18 protein-coding genes and 1 pseudogene are annotated in these 21,969 nt (G+C 66.8%); 10 read left to right on the top strand and 9 right to left on the bottom strand.

Features of this window, described 5'->3' with window-relative positions:
* Positions 1-41: 41 nt before the first annotated feature.
* From SF06_RS11770 to SF06_RS11750, 5 genes are all read left to right on the top strand, one after another.
* On the top strand, positions 42-671 hold the full coding sequence (locus SF06_RS11770) for a DsbA family protein (RefSeq protein WP_027589854.1): 630 nt from the start codon (positions 42-44) through the stop codon (positions 669-671).
* A complete protein-coding gene (locus SF06_RS11765; RefSeq protein WP_027589853.1) occupies positions 664-2,442 on the top strand; it encodes an ABC transporter ATP-binding protein in 1,779 nt (592 codons plus the stop codon). Before SF06_RS11770 ends, SF06_RS11765 begins: the two co-directional genes overlap by 8 nt.
* Before the next feature lie 361 nt (positions 2,443-2,803).
* Entirely contained in the window at positions 2,804-3,988 is a 1,185-nt protein-coding gene (locus SF06_RS11760) for an acetate kinase (RefSeq protein WP_027589852.1), read from the top strand.
* A gap of 109 nt (positions 3,989-4,097) precedes the next feature.
* Complete coding sequence (gene pta, locus SF06_RS11755; RefSeq protein WP_027589851.1) at positions 4,098-6,221, top strand: phosphate acetyltransferase; 2,124 nt, start codon at positions 4,098-4,100, stop codon at positions 6,219-6,221.
* 194 nt (positions 6,222-6,415) lie between these two features.
* On the top strand, positions 6,416-6,697 hold the full coding sequence (locus tag SF06_RS11750; protein ID WP_139182045.1) for a hypothetical protein: 282 nt from the start codon (positions 6,416-6,418) through the stop codon (positions 6,695-6,697).
* A gap of 21 nt (positions 6,698-6,718) precedes the next feature.
* Here SF06_RS11750 and SF06_RS17760 read toward each other — a convergent pair whose 3' ends face one another.
* From SF06_RS17760 to SF06_RS11735, 3 genes are all read right to left on the bottom strand, one after another.
* On the bottom strand, positions 6,719-8,623 hold the full coding sequence (locus SF06_RS17760; protein ID WP_051587361.1) for an acyltransferase family protein: 1,905 nt from the start codon (positions 8,621-8,623) through the stop codon (positions 6,719-6,721).
* Positions 8,624-8,640: 17 nt separating this feature from the next.
* Positions 8,641-9,489 (bottom strand): sialate O-acetylesterase, encoded by an 849-nt coding sequence (locus tag SF06_RS11740; RefSeq protein ID WP_027589849.1) that lies wholly within the window; start codon positions 9,487-9,489, stop codon positions 8,641-8,643.
* Between the two features lie 182 nt (positions 9,490-9,671).
* Entirely contained in the window at positions 9,672-10,349 is a 678-nt protein-coding gene (locus SF06_RS11735) for a TorF family putative porin (protein WP_027589848.1), read from the bottom strand.
* 440 nt (positions 10,350-10,789) lie between these two features.
* Between SF06_RS11735 and SF06_RS11730 the strand changes: the two genes are divergently transcribed.
* From SF06_RS11730 to SF06_RS19050, 3 genes and pseudogenes are all read left to right on the top strand, one after another.
* The gene (locus SF06_RS11730; RefSeq protein ID WP_039561544.1) at positions 10,790-12,190 is read left to right on the top strand and encodes an amino acid permease; all 1,401 of its coding nucleotides are present in this window, start codon (positions 10,790-10,792) and stop codon (positions 12,188-12,190) included.
* 192 nt (positions 12,191-12,382) lie between these two features.
* A pseudogene (locus SF06_RS19055) lies at positions 12,383-13,477 on the top strand (HAMP domain-containing protein); the annotation flags it as partial.
* Entirely contained in the window at positions 13,463-14,335 is an 873-nt protein-coding gene (locus SF06_RS19050; protein WP_413786125.1) for a methyl-accepting chemotaxis protein, read from the top strand. The pseudogene SF06_RS19055 and the gene SF06_RS19050, both read left to right, overlap by 15 nt.
* Positions 14,336-14,492: 157 nt before the next feature.
* Here the strand turns inward: SF06_RS19050 and SF06_RS11720 are convergent, their stop codons facing one another.
* Positions 14,493-15,530 (bottom strand): metal-dependent hydrolase, encoded by a 1,038-nt coding sequence (locus SF06_RS11720; RefSeq protein ID WP_039561578.1) that lies wholly within the window; start codon positions 15,528-15,530, stop codon positions 14,493-14,495.
* Positions 15,531-15,671: 141 nt separating this feature from the next.
* On the opposite strand from SF06_RS11720, the gene SF06_RS11715 reads away from it, so the two are divergent.
* Positions 15,672-16,997, top strand: coding sequence for a ferredoxin reductase family protein (locus SF06_RS11715; protein WP_039561540.1), 1,326 nt, complete (start codon positions 15,672-15,674; stop codon positions 16,995-16,997).
* Between the two features lies 1 nt (position 16,998).
* On the opposite strand, the gene SF06_RS11710 is transcribed toward SF06_RS11715, so the two are convergent.
* The 5 genes from SF06_RS11710 to SF06_RS11690 all read right to left on the bottom strand — a co-directional run bounded on the left by SF06_RS11710 (position 16,999) and on the right by SF06_RS11690 (position 20,576).
* Positions 16,999-17,367 (bottom strand): 4a-hydroxytetrahydrobiopterin dehydratase, encoded by a 369-nt coding sequence (locus tag SF06_RS11710; protein ID WP_039561538.1) that lies wholly within the window; start codon positions 17,365-17,367, stop codon positions 16,999-17,001.
* A 129-nt stretch (positions 17,368-17,496) separates the two neighbouring features.
* Entirely contained in the window at positions 17,497-18,813 is a 1,317-nt protein-coding gene (locus tag SF06_RS11705; protein ID WP_039561536.1) for a serine hydrolase domain-containing protein, read from the bottom strand.
* 51 nt (positions 18,814-18,864) lie between these two features.
* Complete coding sequence (locus SF06_RS11700) at positions 18,865-19,755, bottom strand: radical SAM protein (protein ID WP_039561535.1); 891 nt, start codon at positions 19,753-19,755, stop codon at positions 18,865-18,867.
* A gap of 72 nt (positions 19,756-19,827) precedes the next feature.
* The gene (locus tag SF06_RS11695; protein WP_027589840.1) at positions 19,828-20,295 is read right to left on the bottom strand and encodes a DUF411 domain-containing protein; all 468 of its coding nucleotides are present in this window, start codon (positions 20,293-20,295) and stop codon (positions 19,828-19,830) included.
* Positions 20,296-20,327: 32 nt separating this feature from the next.
* Complete coding sequence (locus SF06_RS11690; protein WP_027589839.1) at positions 20,328-20,576, bottom strand: heavy-metal-associated domain-containing protein; 249 nt, start codon at positions 20,574-20,576, stop codon at positions 20,328-20,330.
* Between SF06_RS11690 and chrA the strand changes: the two genes are divergently transcribed.
* Positions 20,545-21,966 (top strand): chromate efflux transporter, encoded by a 1,422-nt coding sequence (gene chrA / locus SF06_RS11685; RefSeq protein ID WP_437123620.1) that lies wholly within the window; start codon positions 20,545-20,547, stop codon positions 21,964-21,966. The two genes, SF06_RS11690 and chrA, sit on opposite strands and share 32 nt — an antisense overlap.
* The last annotated feature ends 3 nt before the right edge of the window (positions 21,967-21,969 follow it).

Here is a 21,969-nt window from a genome sequence, read left to right as displayed (position 1 = left end):
CTCGAGCTGCCCCGGCAGCCCATCCGCGTCAGGAGACTCCAATGGCCCGGCTGGTCTATGTCATGGATCCCATGTGTTCATGGTGCTGGGGTTTCGCCCCGGTGGTGGAGGCGCTGGCCGGACAGGCTCGCCAGGCCGGCGTGGCGCTGCACCTGGTAGCGGGCGGCCTGCGCCGCGAATCCCGGGTGATGGATGAGCGGGGACGTGCCCGCATCCAGTCGCACTGGCAGGCGGTGCATGAAGCGACCGGCCAGCCCTTCGACCTGAGCGGCGGCCTGCCGGACAACCTTGTCTACGACACCGAACCGGCCTGCCGCGCACTGGTCACCGCGCGCAGCCTGGCCGACGGCTGCGCCAGCCGTTTGCTCGGGCTGATCCAGCGGGCCTTTTATGTCGAGCGCCAGGATGTGACCCGTCCCCGCGTGCTGGTCGAACTGGCCGAGCAGGCTGGCCTCGACCGCCAGGCCTTCGCCGAGGGCTTCGACAGCCAGGCGCAGCGCCAGGCCACCGAGGCGGACTTCGCCTGGGCGGAAAACCTGGGCATCGCCGGCTTTCCGACCCTGCTGGCCGAGCGCGATGGCACCTATGCGCTGCTGACCAACGGCTACCAGCCGCTGGATAGCCTGGCGCCGTTGCTCGATCGCTGGCTGGAGCGGGGCGTGCGTGGCTGACCGGCTGACCTGGGCCGATATCCGGCGCCTGGCGCTGGGGCACCGCAAGTCGCTGTTGCTGGCCAACCTGTTCGCCGTGCTCGGCACCCTGTGCAGCGTGCCGATTCCGCTGCTGCTGCCCTTGCTGGTCGACGAGGTGCTGCTCGGCCAGGGCGGCGCTGCCCTGCAGTTCATGGACCGCTGGCTGCCAAGCGGCTGGCAGGTGGCGGCCGGCTACATCGGCCTGATGCTGTTGTTCAGCCTGTCGCTGCGCCTGTTCGCCCTGGTGTTCAACGTGCTGCAGGCGCGGCTGTTCGCGCGGCTGTCCAAGGACATCGTCTACCGCCTGCGTGCCCGGCTGATCGAACGCCTCAAGCGCATCGCCCTCGGCGAATACGAAAGCCTCGGCGGCGGTACCGTCACCGCGCACCTGCTTACCGATCTGGACACCCTGGACAAGTTCGTCGGCGAAACCCTCAGCCGTTTCCTGGTGGCGCTGCTGACCCTGGCCGGCACCTCGGCGATCCTGTTGTGGATGCACTGGCAGCTGGCGCTGCTGATCCTGCTGTTCAACCCGCTGGTGATCTACGCCACCGTGCAGCTGGGCAAGCGCGTCAAGCAGCTGAAGAAACTGGAAAACGACAGCACTGCGCGCTTTGCCCAGGCGCTCAGCGAAACCCTGGATGCCATCCAGGAAATCCGCGCCAGCAACCGCCAGGGCTTCTTCCTCGGCCGGCTCGGCCTGGCAGCCCGCGAGGTGCGCGACCGGGCGGTGGCCACCCAGTGGAAGACCGACGCCTCCAACCGGGCCAGCGGCCTGCTGTTCCAGTTCGGCATCGATATCTTCCGCGCCGCCGCCATGCTCACCGTGCTGTTCTCGGACCTGTCCATCGGCCAGATGCTGGCGGTGTTCAGCTACCTGTGGTTCATGATCGGCCCGGTGGAGCAACTGCTCAGCCTGCAGTACGCCTTCTATGCCGCCGGCGGCGCGCTGGCGCGCATCAACCAACTGCTGGCGCGGGCCGACGAGCCCCACTATGCCGGAGGCCAGGACCCGTTCGCCGGACGGCGCACGGTGGGCATCGAGGTGCGCGGGCTGAGCTTTACCTACCGTGACGAGCCGGTGCTGGACCGTCTCGACCTGAGCATCGCCCCCGGTGAAAAGGTCGCCATCGTCGGTGCTTCCGGCGGCGGCAAGAGCACCCTGGTGCAGCTGCTGCTCGGCCTCTACACGCCGCAGGCGGGCAGCATCCGCTTCGGTGGCGTGGCGCTGGAGGACGTCGGCCTGGAGCGGGTGCGCGAGCACGTGGCCGTGGTGCTGCAGCATCCCTCGCTGTTCAACGACACAGTGCGCGCCAACCTGTGCATGGGCCGCGAGCGCAGCGACGCCGAGTGCTGGCGGGCGCTGGAGGTGGCGCAGCTGGCCGACACCGTGCGCCAGCTACCCGACGGGCTGGACAGCGTGGTCGGGCGTTCCGGCGTGCGCCTGTCCGGCGGTCAGCGCCAGCGCCTGGCCATTGCCCGCATGGTGCTGGCCGACCCGAAGGTGGTGATTCTCGACGAGGCCACTTCGGCCCTCGACGCGGCCACCGAGTACGCCCTGCACCAGGCGCTCGGGCGCTTCCTGGACGGGCGCACCACGCTGATCGTCGCCCACCGCCTGTCGGCGGTGAAACAGGCGGACCGGGTGCTGGTCTTCGACGGCGGGCGGATCGCCGAAGAGGGCGATCACCAGCGGCTGATCGCCGAGGGTGGGCTATACGCCAAGCTCTACGGCCATCTGCAGCACTGAGCCGTCGTGCGGCAACTGGCCGCAGGCGGCGCCGGTGAGCCGTTAAGCTGGATCAAGGCAGTCGCGCCGACTTTCCCCTAAAACAGCCTCAACGGGCCGCAAGCCGCGTTTCTGACGGGCTCGTGGCCGGTTGACCTGCGCGCGCAGCATTCACGTTCGTGGCTAACTGCTTGAAATTCCAAGCGGGCTGTGTGCGATTCAGCTTCGACTAAAGGGGAACTGCCTCACGGGGAGGTGCGTGACAAGATTCCGGCACACCCCTGATTCAGTCCAGGCTTCCACAAGAACGCCGGACGCCCCAAACCCATAAATCCAATTAGGCGTGGCCCTCGGGTCAGGTCGAATGAGTTCAGGAAGTCGTATGCCCGCCCGCAATATTCTGGTGATCAACTGCGGTAGTTCGTCGCTCAAGTTTGCCTTGGTCAATGAAAGCCAGGACACCTTCCCGCTGCAGGGTCTGGCCGAACGGCTCGGCAGCCCGGAAGCGGTCGTCCAGTGGCAGATCGGAGACACCAAGGAAACCCGTCAGATTCCGAACGGTGCCCACCGTGAGGCGCTGGAAGCGATCCTGCCGCTGGCCCAGGAAGTCGCCGGCGGGCAGCTGGACGGCATCGGCCACCGCGTGGTGCACGGCGGCGAAGACTTCACCGCCTCCTGCCTGATCGACGACGCCGTACTGGAAGGCATCCGCGCCAACGCCCAGCTGGCGCCGCTGCACAACCCGGCCAACCTGATCGGCATCGAAGCGGCCAGGGCGCTGTTCCCCGGCCTGCCGCAGGTGGTGGTGTTCGACACCGCGTTCCACCAGGCCATGCCCGATTACGCCTACCGGTACGCGGTGCCGGAGTTCCTCTACAAGGAACACGCGGTGCGTCGCTACGGCTTCCACGGCACCAGCCACCGTTTCGTCAGCAAGCGCGCCGCCGAGATGCTGCAACTGCCGGTGGATGACAGCTGCTGGCTGGTCGCCCACCTGGGCAACGGCTGCTCCACCTGCGCGGTGGTCAACGGTGAGAGCCGTGACACCAGCATGGGCCTGACGCCGCTGGAGGGCCTGGTGATGGGCACCCGCAGCGGTGACGTCGACCCGGCGCTGCACATCCATCTGACTCGCACCCTGGGCTGGACCATCGAGCAGGTGGACAACATGCTGACCCGCGAGAGCGGCCTGAAGGGCCTTTCCGGGCTGTCCAACGACATGCGCACCTTGCACGAGGCGCTGGAAAGCGGCCACGCCGGCGCCACCCTGGCCTTCGAAGTGTTCTGCTACCGCCTGGCCAAGTCGCTCGCCGGCATGGCCTGCGCCCTGCCGCAGGTCAACGGCCTGGTGTTCACCGGCGGTATCGGCGAAAACTCCGCCGCCGTGCGGGCCCGCACCATCGAGCACCTGAAGGTCTTCAACTTCGCGGTGGATGCCGAGGCCAACGCCCGGTGCACCCGGGGTGTCGCCGGCCAGATCCAGGCCGAAGGCAGCCCGCGCATCCTGGTGGTGCCGACCAACGAGGAGCGCCAGATCGCCCTCGATACCCTGGAACTGCTCGACTGATCGTCTGACGTGCCGACCGAAAACCCGATAGCCAGTGGCATCGGGTTTTCGTCATCTGGTCCACGCTTTTTTGCAGCAGAGGCATTTTCCTGCCTCCGAAGGAGACTCCATGCATACGCTGTTTCTCGCCCCCACCGGTTTTGGCGGCGGTCTCAACTCGATCAGCCTGGGGCTGGTCCGCACCCTGGAGAAGGCCGGCCTGAAGGTCGGTTACTTCAAGCCGATTTCCCAGCCATTCCCGGTCGACCAGGGCCGTGAACGCTCCTGCCTGCTGGTGGAGCGCACCCTGCAGCTGGAAGTGGCCGAGCCGATCAGCCTCGAGCAGGCCGAGCGCCAGCTGGCCAGCGGCGACGTGGATCTGCTGCTCGAGGACGTGGTCAGCCGCTTCCAGCAAGCCTCGGCCGGCAAGGACGTGGTGGTGGTCGAAGGCATGGTGCCGACCCGCGAGTCCAACTACACCCTGCGCCTGAACAGCCAGCTGGCCAAGAGCCTGGACGCCGAGGTGATCCTGGTCGCCGCCCAGGGCCGCGACAACCTGCAGCGCATGGCCGAGCGCATCGAGATCCAGGCCCAGCTGTTCGGTGGCATCAAGGAGCCCAAGCTGCTCGGTGTGATCCTCAACAAGGCCGAGGGCGAGCAGGGCCTGGCCGAGCGCCTCAAGGAATTTCTGCCGGCGCTGGGTGGCAAGGACTTCCGCCTGCTGGGCGCCATTCCCTTCAATGCCGAGCTGAACGCGCTGCGCACCCGCGACATCGCCGAGCTGATGGGCGCCAAGGTGCTCAACGCCGGCGAGGCGGAGCAGCGTCGCGTCACCGACATCGTGCTGTGTGCGCGCACTGTGCCGAACATCGTGCCGCTGCTGCAGAACGGCGTGCTGGTGGTCACTCCCGGCGACCGCGACGACGTGATCCTGGCCGCCAGCCTGGCCTCGCTCAAGGGCGTGAAGCTGGCCGGCCTGCTGCTGACCAGCGACTTCGCCCCGGATGCCCGCATCCTCGACCTGTGCCAGTCGGCACTGGACGGCGGCCTGCCGCTGCTCTGCGTGGCCAGCAATTCCTACGACACCGCCACCACGCTGCACGGCCTGAACCGCGAAACCCCGGCCGACGACATCGAGCGCGCCACCCGCGTCACCGAGTACATCGCCGCGCACCTGGACGCCGACTACCTGCGCGGCCATGTCAGCGCCCCGCGTGGCGAGATGCGCCTGTCGCCGCCGGCGTTCCGCTACCAGCTGGTCAAGCGCGCCCAGGACGCCAACAAGCGCATCGTGCTGCCCGAAGGCAGCGAGCCGCGCACCATCCGCGCCGCCGCTATCTGCCAGGAGCGCGGCATCGCCCGCTGCGTGCTGCTGGCCAAGCCTGACGAAGTCGCCCGCGTGGCGGCCGAGCAGGGCGTCAGGCTGCCGGCCGGTCTGGAGATCCTCGATCCGGACAGCATCCGCAGCCGTTACGTCGCGCCCATGGTCGAGATGCGCAAGAGCAAGGGCCTGACCCCGGAAATGGCCGACGAGCAGCTCAAGGACACCGTGGTGCTGGGCACCATGATGCTCGCCCTGGACGAAGTGGACGGCCTGGTTTCCGGCGCTATCCACACCACCGCCAACACCATTCGCCCGGCCCTGCAGCTGATCAAGACCGCACCCGGCTACAACCTGGTGTCCTCGGTGTTCTTCATGCTGCTGCCCGACCAGGTGCTGGTCTATGGCGACTGCGCGGTGAACCCGAACCCGACCGCCACCGAGCTGGCGGAAATCGCCCTGCAGAGCTCCGAGTCGGCCGTGGCCCTGGGCGTGCATCCGCGCGTGGCGATGATCAGCTACTCCACCGGCGATTCCGGCAGCGGCGCGGAAGTGGACAAGGTGCGCGAAGCCACCCGCATCGCCCGCGAGCGTGCCCCGGGCCTGCCGATCGACGGCCCGCTGCAGTACGACGCCGCCTCGGTGCTCAGCGTCGGCAAGTCCAAGGCGCCGAACAGCCCGGTCGCCGGCCAGGCCACCGTGTTCATCTTCCCGGACCTGAACACCGGCAACACCACCTACAAGGCGGTGCAGCGCAGCGCCTCGGTGATCAGCGTCGGTCCGATGCTGCAGGGACTGGCCAAGCCGGTGAACGACCTGTCGCGCGGCGCGCTGGTGGACGACATCGTCTTCACCATCGCCCTGACCGCCCTGCAGGCCGCCGCCCTGGATGCCCAGAAAGCCAAGGCCAAGGGCGAACTGATCGACGCCTGACGGTTTGCGACCTGACCAGCCCCGCTTCGGCGGGGCTTTTTTTTGCGTTAACGGGCGTGGCTTCGCGTGCTGCAAGGCAGCCGCACCGCCCTCGATAGACAAGGTGCCAGCCAGTGAGTAGCTTAAGGCCATCATTCAGGGATGGTTGTGCCGCGCATGGAAAGACTGCGGTGACCGTGTTCGAGGAGCAGTGCATGAACACCACGAAACTCAGTTCCCTCCTGTTCAAGGCTGGCGTAGTGGTAACCATGGTGGCGGTGGTCTGGTGGGGCCTGACCTACGGGCAGATGGCCGTGGACCTGGGCACCGGTTTCAACAAGGCGCTGACCTGCCTGTTTGCCAGCGGCGGCATGTGCGGCTTCACGGGCAGCCTCTCTGCGCTGGGCGGCGGAACGCCCTATGAGCCGCTGGTGTTCTGGCTGGGTGTCGCATTGCTGGCCGCCGGGCTCGTGCTGGGTTTCCTGCGCAAGCGCTGACTACCCACCCGGTCCGGGCTGTCACGGGAAGTACCGGTTGCTGATCTCTTCGGGCGAGGCGGTGGACAATACGTGCCGGGCCAGGCGCTCGGCGCCATACACCGAGAGGTGGTTGGAGTCCCGGTACCAGGGCGTGCCGTTGTCATCCAGGTGATTCAGCTGTAGCCCGGAGCGGGTGACCTCCCGGAACGGATCGATGAACTTGGTGCCCAGCCGGCGGCTGTAGCGCTCCAGGGTTTCGTTTTCCTCCCGGAAATCCGCCAGTGCGCGCACCTCGATGGGCCGGCTGCCCAGGCCGAACAGGCGCGCATGGTTGGCGACCTTGTCGATGTCCACGTTGAAGCGCGGCATGCTGCCCACCAGCAGGATGGGGCGTCCCAGGGATTGCAGGCGCTGCAGGTATTCGCCGATGGCCATGGCGTAGCGCGAGGCGGACACCTGGTTCAGGCTGCTCCAGGCCTGCACCAGGATGAAGCCGTCGTACTCCCGTTCATGCTCGAACACGTAGTTGTAGACGCTCAGGCACTTGCGCTCGCGGTCGTGCGGGCCGCAGCCGCCGCTGGCGGCCAGGTCGACGCGGATGCCCGCCGCGCGTCCCAGGGTGTCGTAGAACTTGAAGTAATGCTCGGCGTAGGAGTTGCCGATGATCAGGTAGCGGCGCAGGCTCTCCCGGTCGCCACCCGGGCAGCCAAGGCTGACGAAATCCGGACACTGCTGCTTGTCGATGGAGTTGAACGCCAGCCGGGCCGGCGCCGCGTCGGTATCCAGGCGAAAGGGCGCGCCGTGGCTCAGGAAGATTGCGCCGAACAGCAGCGCGCCCAGTGCGTTGGGTACTGCACAGAACCGCACGAAAGCCGGGCGGAACCCCAGCCGGGCATTCTTGATCGGCGTTTCGATGAAGCGGTAGGAGACCCAGGCCAGAGCAAAGGCTGCCGCCACGATGAGCAGCGCCTGGGCCGGCGCAATGCGAAAGCCGCCGTCGCCGAAGTCGAACAGGTAGCGGGTGAAGGACACCAGCGGCCAGTGCCACAGGTACAGCGAATAGGACAGCAGCCCGATGCCCACCAGAGGCTTGCAGGCCAGCAGCCGGTACACGGGCCCCTCGCGTCCGCCGGCGAGCAGGATGGCGGTGGCCAGGCAGGGAATCAGCGCCGTGAACGAGGGGAAGGGCAGGCTGGCGTCGTGCAGGACCAGGCTGGCCAGCAGCACCAGCAGGGCGGGCGCGGTAAGGCGAGCGTCCAGCGGCGGCAGGCGTCCTTCCGCCTTGAGCACCGCCAGGCCGGCGCCGATCAGCAGCTCGAAGGCGCGGGTGAACACGCTGTAGTAACTCCACTTGGCCAGGGTGCTGTCGCCCGACAGCCAGCTGGCGCCGGTTACCGACAGCAGCGCCAGTCCCAGCAGCACCGGCAGCAGCAGGCGCCGTCGCCTGGCCGGCTCGGGGAGCAGTGCGAACAGTCCGAACAGGATGACCGGCCAGATCAGATAGAACTGCTCTTCCACCGCCAGCGACCAGGTGTGCAGCAGCGGCCACTGCTCGGCGTCGGTGGAGAAATAGTCGCCCTGGCGCAGCGCGTAGTTGAGGTTGGACACGAAGAACAGTGACGAGAAGGCCGACACCGCGTACTTCTTGAAGTCGTAGGGCAGCATCACCAGGAAGGCCACCAGTGTCACGCCCGTGAGCATGAACAGGTAGGCCGGCAGGATGCGCTTGATGCGCCGGCGGTAGAACTCCGCCCAAGAGAACTGCCCGGTGGACATCTCATTGAGCAAGATCGAGGTGATCAGGAACCCGGAAATGACGAAGAAGATGTCCACGCCCAGGAAGCCACCCGGCAGCCAGCGGTGGTCGAGATGGAAGACGAACACGGCGAGCACGGCCAGCGCCCGCAGGCCGTCGATACTGGGGTTGTAAGCGTTGGCTGCCATGCGCTGAAGGCTCCTGGTCAGTTCTCCGATGCCTGGATCAGGCTCTGCACCCAGAGCGTCGCGGCGGCATCCAGTCCCTCCGCGGAGAAGTGACAGCGGTCCGGCAGCCGGTAGCGGGGCTCGATGAGGGTGTCGGTGTTGGGCCCGCGCAGCACGCCGGGCAGTTCGCGGATCAGTCGGTCCTGCACGGCCAGCAGCTGTGGGTCCACCGAATTGCCGCAGTAGGACGCCTGCGCCAGGTAGAGCGGGGCGGTGATGCCGTCACGCCGCAGCTGTTGTTCGAAGGTCAGGAACGCCCGGCGGTAGTCGCCGGCCTGGCGGTGCCGATGGTTGGCTTCGCCCTGGTGGACGAGAATCGCGTCCACACGCCCCAGTTGCTGTTGCAGGGCGGCGTATTCGTGCACCAGGTAGTCGTAGTAGGGCGGTCGGCTCAACTGCTCGAGGGTCTTGCCGTTGGCGCCGGCCAGGGCGAAGACCGCGCCGGCGTAGGCGGTCTGCTCCACCAGCCGATCGCCCACCCGTCCCCACACGCTGCCCTGCTGACCCTGCCCGCCCAGGGCGGGGTCCTCATAGCGATACAGCACGCCGTTGTGGAAATTCAGCACGTTGTGGCGCGGCACGTAGCCGATCTGCCCCGAATTGACCGAGTTGGACTGCCCGTAGGTCAGGAAGATGGCGTAGCCGGCGGTGTCCAGGCCGAGCACCGTGGCGCGGCCGCTGGCGTTGGAAAAGCGCGAGGCATCCTGCACCAGCAGACCCTTGAAGCGGTACAGCTGCGGGCTGTTGAACACGAAGAACAGGGCAACGGCGTTGGTTGCCAGCAGCAGGCCGATGATGGCCAGGTAGCGGGGATGGGCGCTGCGCATATCGGCGTTCCGTGCGGTCGGGCGCCACGACACGGCTGCGCTTTCGGGATCAGGTTGTCTGATCGTCGGGGAGGGGAAAAGTTTGGCCGGAAGCGGGCAACAGGGGAGTGGCCAAACAAAAGCGCCGCCCCGGAGGGCGGCGCTTGTCTAGATATCCGGCCCGCGAGGGCGGGATAGCAGGCTTACAGGCTCTTGGAGATGGAGAAGATGAAGTGGTCGTCGTTGCCATCGATATCGTTGCTGGCGTAGGTCAGGCCCAGGTCCAGGCCAGCCAGGGTCTTGCTGACGCCCAGGCTCCAGTCGACGTAGTCGTCGCCGGCTTCTTCGTTGTCGTCGAACTTGGTCTGGCCGACCGAGGCGGACAGGCCGAAACCGGCCGGCAGTTCCAGATCGTAACCGACGTAGTAATACAGCTGTTCGGTAGCGTCGGTACGGTACTTCACACCGACGGTGGCACCGTAGGCACTGAGGCTACCCAGGTACTCCACGTCATCTTCCCAACCCGTGCGCGGGTAGGTGTAGGTGGCCACGGAGACATCGAAGGACACATCTTCGGTGAGGTTGCCGCCGTAACCGAGGTAGTAATCGATCTCGACGCCAGCGCCCTTCTCCTGCATGTCATCCATGCTGGAGCCCCACATGCCGATGTACAGGCCGCTTTCGTGGGCGATATCCAGGCTGCCCTGGATAGTGCCGGCGCCGCCATTCAACGAGGTGCCACGGGACACGTAGTCAGTAACGAATGTGGCGGTCATGCCCACATCGAACTTGCCCACCGGGCTGTCGACGGACTCCGCGAAGGCCGCACCGCTCATGACTGCCGAAGCTACTGCAACTGCGAGGGAAAGTTTCTTAAGCATGCTCTTGCTCCATGTCGCTTAGTTATTTGAGGGTGGGCCCCTCGATTTATAAAACCAGTGGCTATTGGTCTTATTTCAACCGGGACTAAGCATATCCCTTGCCAAGTTCGAAAAAAACCGTGCAAACCCGGGATTCAGAGCCTCCTTTGACGAATTCGATGTTTTCGACTAGCCCAGTGCTGCTCTTTTTTGGTGCGCGATCTTGCGCTCAAAGCGCGACGATCATGGCGTTAAGCCACGGCTGGCGTGGGCTGGCTGGATTGGGCAGTTGCGGTGCATGCGGTCGAGAGGCGGCAGGTTGCCGAGGCGCGGGGTTCATGCAACCCGGACCGGCGAGACGGTCCGGTGGACGCCAGCGGTGTACAATGCGCGCCGTTTTTCGTCGAACCCGTCCGCATCCGTGCGCGGACGGCGCTCCGGACCTGCCCACAAGGACACTTATGAGCCACGACACACTGCACGCCGGGCCGCTTACGCGTGGTCTGAAGAACCGCCACATCCAGTTGATCGCCCTGGGTGGCGCCATCGGCACTGGCCTGTTCCTGGGCTCGGCGGGCGTCATGAAAAGCGCCGGTCCCTCGATGATCCTCGGCTATGCCATCGGCGGTTTCATCGCCTTCCTGATCATGCGCCAGCTGGGCGAGATGATCGTCCAGGAGCCCGTGGCCGGCTCTTTCAGCCACTTCGCCCACAAGTACTGGGGCGGCTATGCGGGCTTCCTGTCCGGCTGGAACTACTGGGTGCTGTACGTGCTGGTGGGCATGGCCGAGCTGACGGCGGTGGGCAAGTACGTGCAGTTCTGGTGGCCGGAAATTCCCACCTGGGCCACGGCCGCGGCCTTCTTCGTGCTGATCAACCTGATCAACCTCAGCAATGTGAAGGCGTTCGGCGAGGCCGAGTTCTGGTTCGCCATCATCAAGGTGGTGGCCATCCTGGCCATGATTGGCCTGGGCATCTATCTGCTGGTCACCGGTCTGGGCGGTGAGCAGGCGTCCATCACCAACCTGTGGGCCCACGGCGGCTTCTTCCCCAACGGGGTGACGGGTCTGGTGATGATGATGGCCATCATCATGTTCTCCTTCGGCGGTCTGGAACTGGTGGGCATCACCGCCGCCGAAGCCGCGGAGCCGCGCAAGGTGATTCCCAAGGCCATCAACCAGGTGGTCTACCGCATCCTGATCTTCTACATCGGCGCGCTCACCGTGCTGCTGGCCCTCTATCCGTGGGACAGCCTGGTGGCCGAACTCAATGCGGCTGGCGATCCCTACAGCGCCAGCCCCTTCGTGCGCATCTTCTCGCTGATCGGCAGCGACACTGCCGCCCACGTGCTCAATTTCGTGGTGCTTACCGCAGCGCTGTCGGTCTACAACAGCGGCGTGTACTGCAACAGCCGCATGCTCTACGGTCTGGCCGAACAGGGTGATGCGCCGCGTGCCCTGATGAAGGTGAACCGTCGGGGTGTGCCGGTGCTGGCCATTGGTGTTTCCGCGCTGGTGACGCTGCTGTGCGTGCTGGTCAACTACCTGGTGCCGCAGAACGCCCTGGAAATGCTCATGTCCCTGGTGGTCGCCACCCTGGTGATCAACTGGGCGATGATCAGCCTCGCACACCTGAAGTTCCGCAAGGCCATGCTGGCCCAAGGCGTGGTCACGCACTTCAAGGCGCTCTGGTCGCCCCTGGGCAACTACCTCTGCCTGGCCTTCGTGGTGTTCATCCTCGGCATCCTGCTGCTGATTCCGGGCATCCGGGTCTCGGTATACGTGATTCCCTTCTGGTTGCTGCTGATGTGGGTCGCCTACCGCGTGCGCCTGAAGGCGGGTGACCCGCCGTCACAGCGCTGATCTGCTGCTTTAGCGGGCGCCTCCGGGCGCCCGCTTTGTTTGAAGTCCTGCCTTTTTGCAGGGTTTTTCCCTTCCATTTCCCGTTTTTTTGCTCGCCAGCCCTAAAGTCTGCGGTTTTGAAGTCGATTAGTTGGCGTCAACTTTTGCTGGTGGCTTGGGCCGCCCGCGAAATCGCTACGGGAGCGAGAAAACATGAATGGCATAGGAAGTGTTCTGGCGAACATGGGGGTCGGCCGCAAGCTGCGGATCGGCTTCGGCCTGATCATGCTGCTGACGCTGGCAGTGGCCGGTACCGGCTACTACGCCCTGAACGCCGTCCAGGAACGGGCCAGCCAGATGCAGGCGATCGCCGCTATCGAGCGCGCGGTGGTAGAGGCGTATGCCGCTGAGATCGATTACGAGTCGAATCGCAAGGACCAGGCGCTGCGCAAGGTGCGTGACAGCCTGGCGTCTGCGGCCACGCAGAGCGAGGCGTTGGCGGGAAAACTGGAGGGCGAGGCCCGCCAGCGCATCCTGGCGATTGGTGACGACGCGCGTGCGTTCGTTGTGCAGTTCGACGCGGTCGTAGAGAACTTCAAGGCCGCCGTCCTCCAGCGCCAGCGCATGGAGGAAGCCGCTAACGAGGCCCGTGACGAATTCAGCCAGATCGAACTGGAAATGTACGATGCGGTTCGCGAACTGCGCCTGCTGGGTGACCGACTCAGGGGCAGCGATCCGCTGACCCTGGCGGAGACGGCCTCGGGCCTGAACCAGCGCATGATGGACCTGCGCCTGGCGGAGTTGCGCTACATCCACTTCTTCCGCGAGGAGTTTCTGCAGAACTGGCAGGACCTGTACGCCGAGCAGCAGCGGATCTCAAACAACCTGATCCACTGGCTGGACGATGAGCGCAAGGAAGGTCTGCGTACGGGGCTGCGGTCGCTGGAGCTCTATCGCCAGGCCTTCGAGGAGTTCCGGCAGGCCCGTGACACGCGCCTTGCCAGCAGCGAAGAGATGGGCCGCATCGCCGCCCAGGCGGTCGCCCGGGCTCAGCAAGCGGCAGCCAGCGCCGCGCAGGCGATGGACGCACAGATCACCCGCGTGGCCTTGTTGCTGGCGGGCTTCACGCTGGCCGCGCTGGTGCTGGCCGCGGTGGCCGGTGTGCTGATCACCCGCTCCATCCTGCAGCCGTTGCGGCAGACCGTGGAGATCGCCCGGCGTGTGGCCGAGGGCGACCTGCGTTACGAGAGCAGCGGGAGCCGTCGCGATGAGCTGGGGCAACTGCAAAGCAGCATGGCCAGCATGACGGCCAGCCTGCGTACCCTCGTGGGGCACATCGAGGACGGCGTGCAGCAGATCGCCAGTTCGTCCGAGGAGCTGGCAGCCGTGACCACCCAGACGAGCACCGGCATGCAGTCCCAGCGCCAGGAAACCGAGCAGGCGGCCACCGCCATGCACCAGATGGCCCTGACCGTGCAGGAGGTGGCGCGCAACGCGGAGCAGGCTTCGCAGGCCGCCCATGAGGCGGATAGCGAGGCCCGCCAGGGCAATCAGGTGGTGCAGCGGGCGGTCGGCCAGATCGGCGACATGGCCCGCGAGGTGGAGGAGACCGCGACCGTCATCCAGAGCCTGCAGGCCGAAAGCGGGCGAATCGGCAGTGTGCTGGAGGTGATCCGCGCGGTCGCCGAGCAGACCAATCTGCTGGCGCTCAACGCCGCCATCGAGGCGGCCCGTGCGGGTGAGCAGGGTCGCGGCTTCGCCGTGGTGGCCGATGAGGTGCGCGCGCTGGCGCTGCGCACCCACGACTCCACCGAAGAGATCGAAACCTTGATCGCCAGCCTCCAGGAGATGTCCGACAAGGCGGTGACGCGCATGGAAAGCAGCCGGCGCCTGACCCAGGACACTGTCGAGCTGGCGGGAGCGGCGGGTGGCGCCCTGCAGCGGATTGCCCAGGCGGTGGCCAACATCGAACAGATGAACCAGCAGATCGCCGCCTCCGCCGAAGAGCAGAGCGCCGCCGCCGAAACCATCAGCCAGAACATGGTGCGCGTGCGCGACATCGGCGTGCAGACCGCTGCCGCCGGCGAGCAGACCGCCGCCTCCAGCAACGAACTGGCCCGCCTGGGCGTCGAACTGCGCGAGCTGGTGGCGCAGTTCAAGCGCTGAGAGAACGCGCGCGGACGTGGCCAACGGCGTTCTGGCCACCTTCGCCCGGCGCGGCGCGCCTTGCTGCGCGTTGGTGGATCGGTGAAGCGCGATCCACCCTACGGGTCTTGCGCCCCCAGACCAGGAAGCACGCCACCGGCGGGTCTTGCGCTGAGCATCAGCGCTCCAGCTCGGCCGCCCATTCGCCCAGCGGCACCGGGGTGTGGGGTTGCCAGATGCGGGTCAGCAGTTGGCCGAGTCGTTCGGCATCGCCCCGCAAGCTGGATTGCCGTTCGACCCAGCGGATGGGCTGCCAGTCGCCGTCACGCCATTCGGCGAGGGCGAAGCGGAACGGGTGGTAGCCGGTCATGCCCAGACGCAGGTCAGTCACCACCAGCTGGTCATCGATGCGGTCGTAGCGCAGCACCCCCTGGGTGAACCACTCCAGGCGCGCGTGCTGGGGCGAGTCCTGCAGGTGGGTACGCCAGGCGGTGCCGCGCGGCAGGGGCTGCAGGTGGGGCGGCTGCCGGTCGAACCAGCCGACCAGCGCTTCGTGATATTGCTCGCCATCGAGCACCAGCACCCGCCAGAGCAGCGCATTGAATGGCGTCGGCGTGCTGAACAGGCGTTCGGGGGTGATGCCCTGCCGGTCGAGCGCGTGTAGCACTCGGCTTTCGGCCATCTGCTTGCCGGCCAGGGTGAAGGCGAGATACAGGCTCGACAACCCCAGCGCCCAGTAATGCCAGCGCTGGCGGCCTTCGGCGAAGCCGGAAATGCCGGTGACCAGCACCGCGGCCAGCAGCGGCAGGGTGTACAGCGGGTCGATGATGAAGATGCTCGACCAGGCCACGGGTGGAGTGTCCAGCGGCCAGAACAATTGCGTGCCGTAGCTGGTGAAGCTGTCCAGCAGCGTATGGGTGGTGAGCACCAGCCAGACAGTGAAGAACAGCCGGGTGCCGGAGTACCCCGGGTGGGGTTGCCAGCGTCGCGCCAGCCAGGCGATCAGCAGCGCCGCGCCGGTGAGCACGAACAGCGAGTGGCTGAAGCCACGGTGATAGGTCATCCGGGCCACGGCGTCGCCGTAGTCAATGACCACATCCAGATCCGGCAGGGTGCCGAGCATCGCGCCGTACAGCAGCGCCTTGCGGCCTTGCCAGCGACCGAGCAAGGCAGCCTGCACGCCGGCGCCGAGTACGGCCTGGGTAATCGAATCCATGGAAGCGCCCATAACGAAGGGTGCATTACTTTACCACCGCCTTGTCGTCGGGAATTTCATCTCCCTTTGACTTTCGACAGGTCCTGGCCCCGGCCTGGGGGGTAGCCTCGGCAGGTGGTGTGTTCAACCCGGAATTCCAAGATGAAAGTTATCCAGCGCACCTACTGGGTGCTGTTCGCGGTCATCAGCCTGCTCTGGTGGTTGGCTGATGATGTCCTCGCTGCGCGCGGTTTTTTTCCGCTGCGCTCTTCGTTGGTCAACTTCTCAGGACTGCTGGCCATGGGCGCCATGAGCCTGGCCATGTTGCTGGCGGTGCGCCCGGCGCTGCTCGAGCGGCGGCTGGGTGGCCTGGACAAGGTCTACCGGCTGCACAAATGGCTGGGGATCAGCGCGCTGGTGCTGAGTGCCATCCATTGGGGCTGGGCGCAGATACCCAAGTGGCTGGTGGGCTGGGGGCTGCTGGAGAAGCCGGCGCGCAAGGGCCTGGGCGCACCGCAGGAAGGCATCCTCGGCTGGTTCCATAGCCAGCGCGGCCTGGCCGAGAGCATCGGCGAGTGGGCCTTCTACGCGGCGGTGGTGCTGATCGTGCTGGCGCTGGTCAAGCGTTTCCCGTACCGCTACTTCTTCAAGACCCACCGGTTGCTGGCACTGGTCTACCTGCTGCTGGCCTTCCACGGCCTGGTGCTGATGAAGCCGGAATACTGGGCGACGCCGCTTGCTCCGTTGTTCGCCCTGTTCATGCTGCTGGGCTGTATCGCCGCAGTGGTGTCGCTGACCCGGCGCATCGGCCTTCGGCGGCGGGTGCTGGGCGAAGTGGTGGAGCTGGAGCGCCATCCGGACAACCGGGTGCTGCGTGTGACCCTGCGCCTGCAGGACCGCTGGCCAGGTCACGAGGCCGGACAATTCGCCTTTGTCACCTTCGATCCGCAGGAAGGCCCGCATCCCTTCACCATCTCCTCGGCGTGGCGTGAAGACGGCCTGCTGACCTTCCTCATCAAAGCCATCGGCGATTACACCGCTGCCTTGCCGCAGCGCTTGAAGCTGGGTGACCAGGCGGTGGTGGAAGGCCCCTATGGTCGCTTCGATTTCCAGGGGCGCAAGGCGGCGCAGATCTGGATCGGGGGGGGTATCGGCATCACCCCGTTCATCGCGCGTCTGCAGTGGCTGGCTCGGCAGCGGCGCGAACAGGCGGTGGATCTGTTCTATTGCACCAGCGAACCGGACGAAGCCTTTATCGCCCGGCTGCGCCTGCTGGCCCGCCAGGCAGGTGTGCGTCTGCACCTGCTGGTGTCCCAGCGTGACGGCCGGCTGACCCCCGAACGCCTCTGCGAGGAGGTGCCCGGGTGGCGAGACGCGGACGTGTGGTTCTGCGGCCCGCTGGCGTTCGGACAGAACCTGCGGCAGGGGCTGGCGGAACGCGGCATGGCGGTCGAGGACTTCCACCACGAGCTGTTCGACATGCGCTGATTCAGGCCAGTACGTCGCGCAGGCCCGCGCTGTGGCGGGCCAGCTCCTCGGTACGCGCCGCCATGATGAAGTCGTTGCGGTGCAGGCCGCCGATCTTGTGGGTCCACCAGGTCACGGTGACCTTGCCCCATTCGGTGAGCAGCGCAGGGTGATGGCCCTCGGCCTCGGCGATCTCGCCAACGGCCTGGGTAAACGCCAGGGCCTGCTGGAAGTTCTGGAAACGGAAGACTTTCTCCAGCTGCATCACACCGTTGCGATCCTGGATGCCCCAGTCCGGCAGTTGCTGGAGGAGGGCCGCCCGCTCGGCATCGGTAACCTGTGGGGCATCGGCGCGACAGGCTTCGCAGTGGGCTTTGCTCAGGTCGGACATGCGGGGCAGCTCCTTGTCTCGGCCGGACGGCGGCCATGGGTGAACGAGAGGTGGCGAGGGCGCACAGCTCATGGACCATGGGCAGTGTGCGCCCGTTCCCCCCGGCACCCAGGGTGTCGATACGCGGTGTCAGCGGCTCATGAGGTGCCTGGCCAGGGCCGCGTAGGCGGGCAGCGAGGTGGGGTCGCTGGCGGCGTTGGCCGCCACCGGATGGCTGGCAAAGCGGGCGATCACCATCTCCGCCGCCGGGTCGATATACAGCGCCTGGCCGTACACGCCCCGGGCCATGAAAGCGCCGTTGGGGTTGTGCGTGACCCACCACATGTTGCGGTAGCTCCAGCCCTGCAGCAGGTCGTAGCCGGCCTTGGCGAAGTCCTCGCGGCTCGCCCCGGCGCGGATGTCGTCCACCACGGCCTGGGGGATGACCTGCTGGCCGTTGTGGCGGCCACCGTTGCGCATCAGTTCGCCGAAGCGGGCGAGATCGCGCAGGCCGGCATTCATGCCGCCGCCGGCGAAGGGGGTGCCGGAGGCATCGACCGAGATATAGGCGTCCTGCTCCGCGCCCAGTCGGCTCCAGATGCGCTCCGACAGCAGCTGCGCCACCGAGCGGCCGCTGACCCGGGCGATGATCCAGCCCAGCGCGTCGGCATTGGCCGTGCGGTAGTGGAAGGCTTCGCCATGCCGCCCCTCCGGGCGCACGGTCTGCAGGAATTCGTAGTAGGAGCGTGGCCCCTGGTAGCCCTCGGGTTTGGGCAGCGGGTTGCCGGCTGCGGCATGCGCCCACACTTCGGCGTTGGGGTCGGCGTAGTCCTCGCTGAAGCGGATGCCGGTGGTCATGTCCATCACCTGGCGCACCGTGGCGTCGCCGAAGGCGGAGCGGGCCAGCTCGGGGACGTAGTCGGCCACCTTGCGCTGCGGGTCCAGCGTGCCCTCGGCTACCAGCAGCGCGGCCAGGGTGCCGGTGAAGGTCTTGGTGATCGACATGGCGCCATGCTGTCCGGCCGGGGTGAGCACGCCAAAGTAGCGTTCGTAGACCACCCGGCCCTTGTGCAGCACGAGTATGCCGTCGGTGTAGTTGGCCAGCAGGGAGTCGGCCCAGGTCATCGGCTGCTCACTGCCCAGCGGCAGGAAGGTCAGCGCATCGATGTCAGTGCGCAGGGCGCGTTCGAGCGGGGCCGGTGCGTCGAGCCCGCGGGAGATATTCATCGTCGGCATCAGTTGCCGGAAGTTCGACACGCTCCAGCGCAGCTGCGGAAAGCGGAAATAGCTGCCGTCGTCGAAACGCACCTGGCGTTCCGGCGGCGGTGGCGAGCCGACCATCCAGCCCAGGCGGGCGGGGTCGCTGGCGATGGCATCGGGATACGGCTCGGCGGCGCTGGCGGGGCCGGACAGCAGGGCGCAGGCCAGGCCGGCGTAAAGCATCTTGAAAGGGATTGGCGCAGGCATATCGAACTTCCGGGCGTGGCTGGTGGCGGCAGTGTAGCCGAGTGCGCCTGCCTACAGCCCGCGCAACCACTCCGGACGCAGGCCCGCCTGATCGGGCTGGCGGATGGCGTGGCGCACCTGTTCCAGCAGGCGCGCCTTGTCGGCGCCGAGGGTGCCCTTGAGGACCAGGTAATTGGAGGCGTGGTCGCTGCGGAACAGGGTGTCCTTCAGCTCCAGGGCGTCGAGCAGGCGCTCGGTCTCCTCGAACAGCTCGCGCGGGTTCAGCGGCGTGAAGTCGGGGAAGCTCGCGAGGAAGCGCTCCATGCCCTGCGGGAAACTGACCACCAGGGTGGCCAGGAACTCCGGCTGGGTGGCGTTGATCAGTCGGGCGGAGTTGAGGGCGTGCTGGCGGCTGAGGCTGCGGCCGCCCAGCCCGTTGAGCAGCATCACCGAGCGCTGGATGCCGGCTTCGCCGGCCTTCAGCAGTGCGTCCCGGGTGCTTTCGTGGGTCTCGCCCTTGTTGACACGGGCCAGCACCTCGTCATCGCCGGATTCGGCCCCGACATAGATCATGGCCAGACCGGCTGCGCGCAGCGCCGCGAGCTCCGCCACCGACTTGCGCTTGAGATTGCGCGGCAGGCAATAGGCCGTCACCCGCTCGACCGTTGGCAGGTGGGTACGAATGGCCTCCAGGATGCGCAGCAGGCGGTGGGTCGGCAGTACCAGGGCATCGCCGTCGGCGAGGAACACGCGCTGGGCGATCAGGGATTCGCCGCAGCGGCGGATCTCCTCCAGCACCTCCTGCTCGTCACGGGCGCGGAATTTCTTCTGCGGCGCCGTGTACATCTCGCAGTAGGTGCATTGGTTCCAGGAGCAGCCATTGGTTACCGGCAGGATCAGCGAGTGGGCCTCGCTGGGCGGACGGAACACCGGCTCGATGTAATGGATGGGAAAGCGCTGCATCGTCGTGTCGCACGAAGAGGAGAGGGTGCGCAGCTTAGCGCCTGCGCACCCGAAGCGAAACGCAGGACCCGGTCAATTGCCCGGGTAGCGGGCGACCACTTCCTCGCGGCCATTGCGGGCCAGGCCGATGACCTCGTAGGCGTCCTGGCGGCCGCCCATTTCCATGCCCGGCGAGCCGATCGGCATGCCGGGGACGGCCAGGCCGCGCAGGTCGGGGCGCTTGCGCAGCTCCAGCACCTGCTCGGCCGGCACATGGCCTTCCACGAAGCGGCCGTCGATCAGCGCGGTGTGGCAGGAGGCGAGGCGCGGGGGCACGCCATGCTTCATCTTCACCGCCACCATGTCGGGCTCGACGTGGTCGCGTACCGTGAAACCGTTGTCCTCGAGGTGGGCGATCCAGTCCTTGCAGCAGCCGCAGTTGGCGTCGCGATGGACGTCGATGACCAGTTGATCGACCACGGCCTCCTCCTGACAACCGCCAAGGAGCAGCAGGGTGGTCAGGGCGCCGAGGCGCAGGCTACGGGAGAAGCGTTGACGCATGGAAAAATCCCCGATTAAACGAAATGGATAGATCAGCCGCAGCAGCCGCCACAGCAGCTGCCGCCGCTCTTGCGGCCGCCGGCCAGGCGGGCCGGATAACCGGCATCGTCGAGCGCGGCGATCAGCGCGGCGCTGTCTGCGTCACCGGTGATGCGTACGCGACCACCGGCCAGATCGACCTCGACGTTCTGCACCCCGGCCAGCGGGCGCAGGGCCTCGTCGACGTGCTTGGCGCAGTTGCCGCAGGTCATGCCTTCAACCATCAGTTCGATAGCAGTCATGGAAAATACCTCAAAGTGCAATGCCGGGGCGTTATCCTCGTCCTTGCCACCGTGGCAAGGTCAAGCGCCGGCGGGTGGGGAAGTGCTGCGTAGTCTGCTGCCGCCCGCCGGTTTTGGGCATGATCTCCATCAAGTCGCCGCGCTGGCCTATGATGCCGCCGTCTTACAAGGGAGCCTGTCGATGCAGTCGAGCGAAACGGCCCGGTCCGATACCTGGTGGACCGTGTTCAAGGTGTTTCTGCGCCTGGGGCTCACCTCCTTCGGCGGTCCGGTTGCTCATCTGGGCTACTTTCATGCCGAGTTCGTGCGGCGGCGTCAGTGGTTGAGCGAACGCGGTTACGCCGACCTGGTCGCCCTCTGCCAGTTCCTGCCCGGTCCGGCCAGCAGCCAGGTGGGCATCGCCGTCGGGCTGGCGCGGGCGGGATATCGCGGGGCGCTGGCCGCCTGGGCGGGCTTCACCCTGCCTTCGGCGCTGCTGCTGATCCTGTTTGCCCTGGGCCTGGCGGCGTGGGGCAGTGTGCTGCCGAGCGGGCTGTTGCACGGGCTCAAGGTGGTGGCGGTGGCGGTGGTGGCCCAGGCGGTGTGGGGCATGGCGCGGGTGTTCTGCACGGACCGCGTGCGCCTGGCGCTGATGCTCGGCGCGGCGGTGGTGCTGTTGCTGTGGTCCTCGGCGCTTGGGCAGGTCACGGTGATTCTGCTGGCGGGGCTGCTCGGCCTGCTGCTGTTCAAGCCCGATTCGGCCGAGGCGCATCAACCGCTGGGCATTCTGGTTAGCCGGCGCACGGCGGTTTTCCTGCTCGCATTGTTCTTCGTGCTGCTGCTGGCGCTGCCGCTGCTGGCGCAGCTGTGGCCGCTGCCCTGGCTGCAGCGCGTCGATGCCTTCTACCGGGCCGGCGCGCTGGTGTTCGGTGGTGGTCATGTGGTGCTGCCACTGCTGCAGGCCGAGGTGGTCGGCAGCGGCTGGGTGGGCAGCGAGGCCTTTCTGGCCGGCTATGGTGCCACCCAGGCGGTGCCCGGTCCGCTGTTCACCTTTGCGGCATTTCTGGGCGCGGCCATGGAGCAGCCGCCGACCGGCTGGCTGGGCGGGTTGCTGTGTCTGGTGGCGGTGTTTGCGCCGTCCTTCCTGCTGGTGATCGGCGCATTGCCGTTCTGGGAGCGCCTGCGCGCCAACCGGCATACCGGGGCGGCGCTGCAGGGGGTGAACGCCGCCGTGGTCGGCGTGCTGCTGGCGGCGCTCTACGATCCGGTCTGGACCAGCGCCATCCTCGGCCCGGCCGACCTGGCTCTGGCGCTGGCGGCCTTGCTGGCGCTGATGGTGTGGAAACTGCCGCCCTGGCTGCTGGTGCTGGGCTGCGGCCTGGCCGGTTGGGCACTGGAGGTACTGCTGTGAACA

This window comes from Pseudomonas flexibilis (assembly GCF_000802425.1).
Taxonomy (GTDB): Bacteria; Pseudomonadota; Gammaproteobacteria; order Pseudomonadales; family Pseudomonadaceae; genus Serpens; species Serpens flexibilis.
The sequence above is the reverse complement of the archived record's forward strand: the minus strand, read 5'-3'. Positions and strand labels throughout refer to the sequence as shown.

Excerpts from the sequence above, each read along its gene's own strand:
- SF06_RS11770 (WP_027589854.1), top strand. The coding sequence starts at position 42 with ATGGCCCGGCTGGTCTATGTCATGGATCCCATGTGTTCATGGTGCTGG.
- SF06_RS11760 (WP_027589852.1), top strand. The coding sequence starts at position 2,804 with ATGCCCGCCCGCAATATTCTGGTGATCAACTGCGGTAGTTCGTCGCTC.
- pta (WP_027589851.1), top strand. The coding sequence starts at position 4,098 with ATGCATACGCTGTTTCTCGCCCCCACCGGTTTTGGCGGCGGTCTCAAC.
- SF06_RS11750 (WP_139182045.1), top strand. The coding sequence starts at position 6,416 with ATGAACACCACGAAACTCAGTTCCCTCCTGTTCAAGGCTGGCGTAGTG.
- SF06_RS17760 (WP_051587361.1), bottom strand. The coding sequence starts at position 8,623 with ATGGCAGCCAACGCTTACAACCCCAGTATCGACGGCCTGCGGGCGCTG.
- SF06_RS11740 (WP_027589849.1), bottom strand. The coding sequence starts at position 9,489 with ATGCGCAGCGCCCATCCCCGCTACCTGGCCATCATCGGCCTGCTGCTG.
- SF06_RS11735 (WP_027589848.1), bottom strand. The coding sequence starts at position 10,349 with ATGCTTAAGAAACTTTCCCTCGCAGTTGCAGTAGCTTCGGCAGTCATG.
- SF06_RS11730 (WP_039561544.1), top strand. The coding sequence starts at position 10,790 with ATGAGCCACGACACACTGCACGCCGGGCCGCTTACGCGTGGTCTGAAG.
- SF06_RS19050 (WP_413786125.1), top strand. The coding sequence starts at position 13,463 with ATGGCCAGCATGACGGCCAGCCTGCGTACCCTCGTGGGGCACATCGAG.
- SF06_RS11720 (WP_039561578.1), bottom strand. The coding sequence starts at position 15,530 with ATGGATTCGATTACCCAGGCCGTACTCGGCGCCGGCGTGCAGGCTGCC.
- SF06_RS11715 (WP_039561540.1), top strand. The coding sequence starts at position 15,672 with ATGAAAGTTATCCAGCGCACCTACTGGGTGCTGTTCGCGGTCATCAGC.
- SF06_RS11710 (WP_039561538.1), bottom strand. The coding sequence starts at position 17,367 with ATGTCCGACCTGAGCAAAGCCCACTGCGAAGCCTGTCGCGCCGATGCC.
- SF06_RS11705 (WP_039561536.1), bottom strand. The coding sequence starts at position 18,813 with ATGCCTGCGCCAATCCCTTTCAAGATGCTTTACGCCGGCCTGGCCTGC.
- SF06_RS11700 (WP_039561535.1), bottom strand. The coding sequence starts at position 19,755 with ATGCAGCGCTTTCCCATCCATTACATCGAGCCGGTGTTCCGTCCGCCC.
- SF06_RS11695 (WP_027589840.1), bottom strand. The coding sequence starts at position 20,295 with ATGCGTCAACGCTTCTCCCGTAGCCTGCGCCTCGGCGCCCTGACCACC.
- chrA (WP_437123620.1), top strand. The coding sequence starts at position 20,545 with ATGCCTTCAACCATCAGTTCGATAGCAGTCATGGAAAATACCTCAAAG.
- SF06_RS11690 (WP_027589839.1), bottom strand. The coding sequence starts at position 20,576 with ATGACTGCTATCGAACTGATGGTTGAAGGCATGACCTGCGGCAACTGC.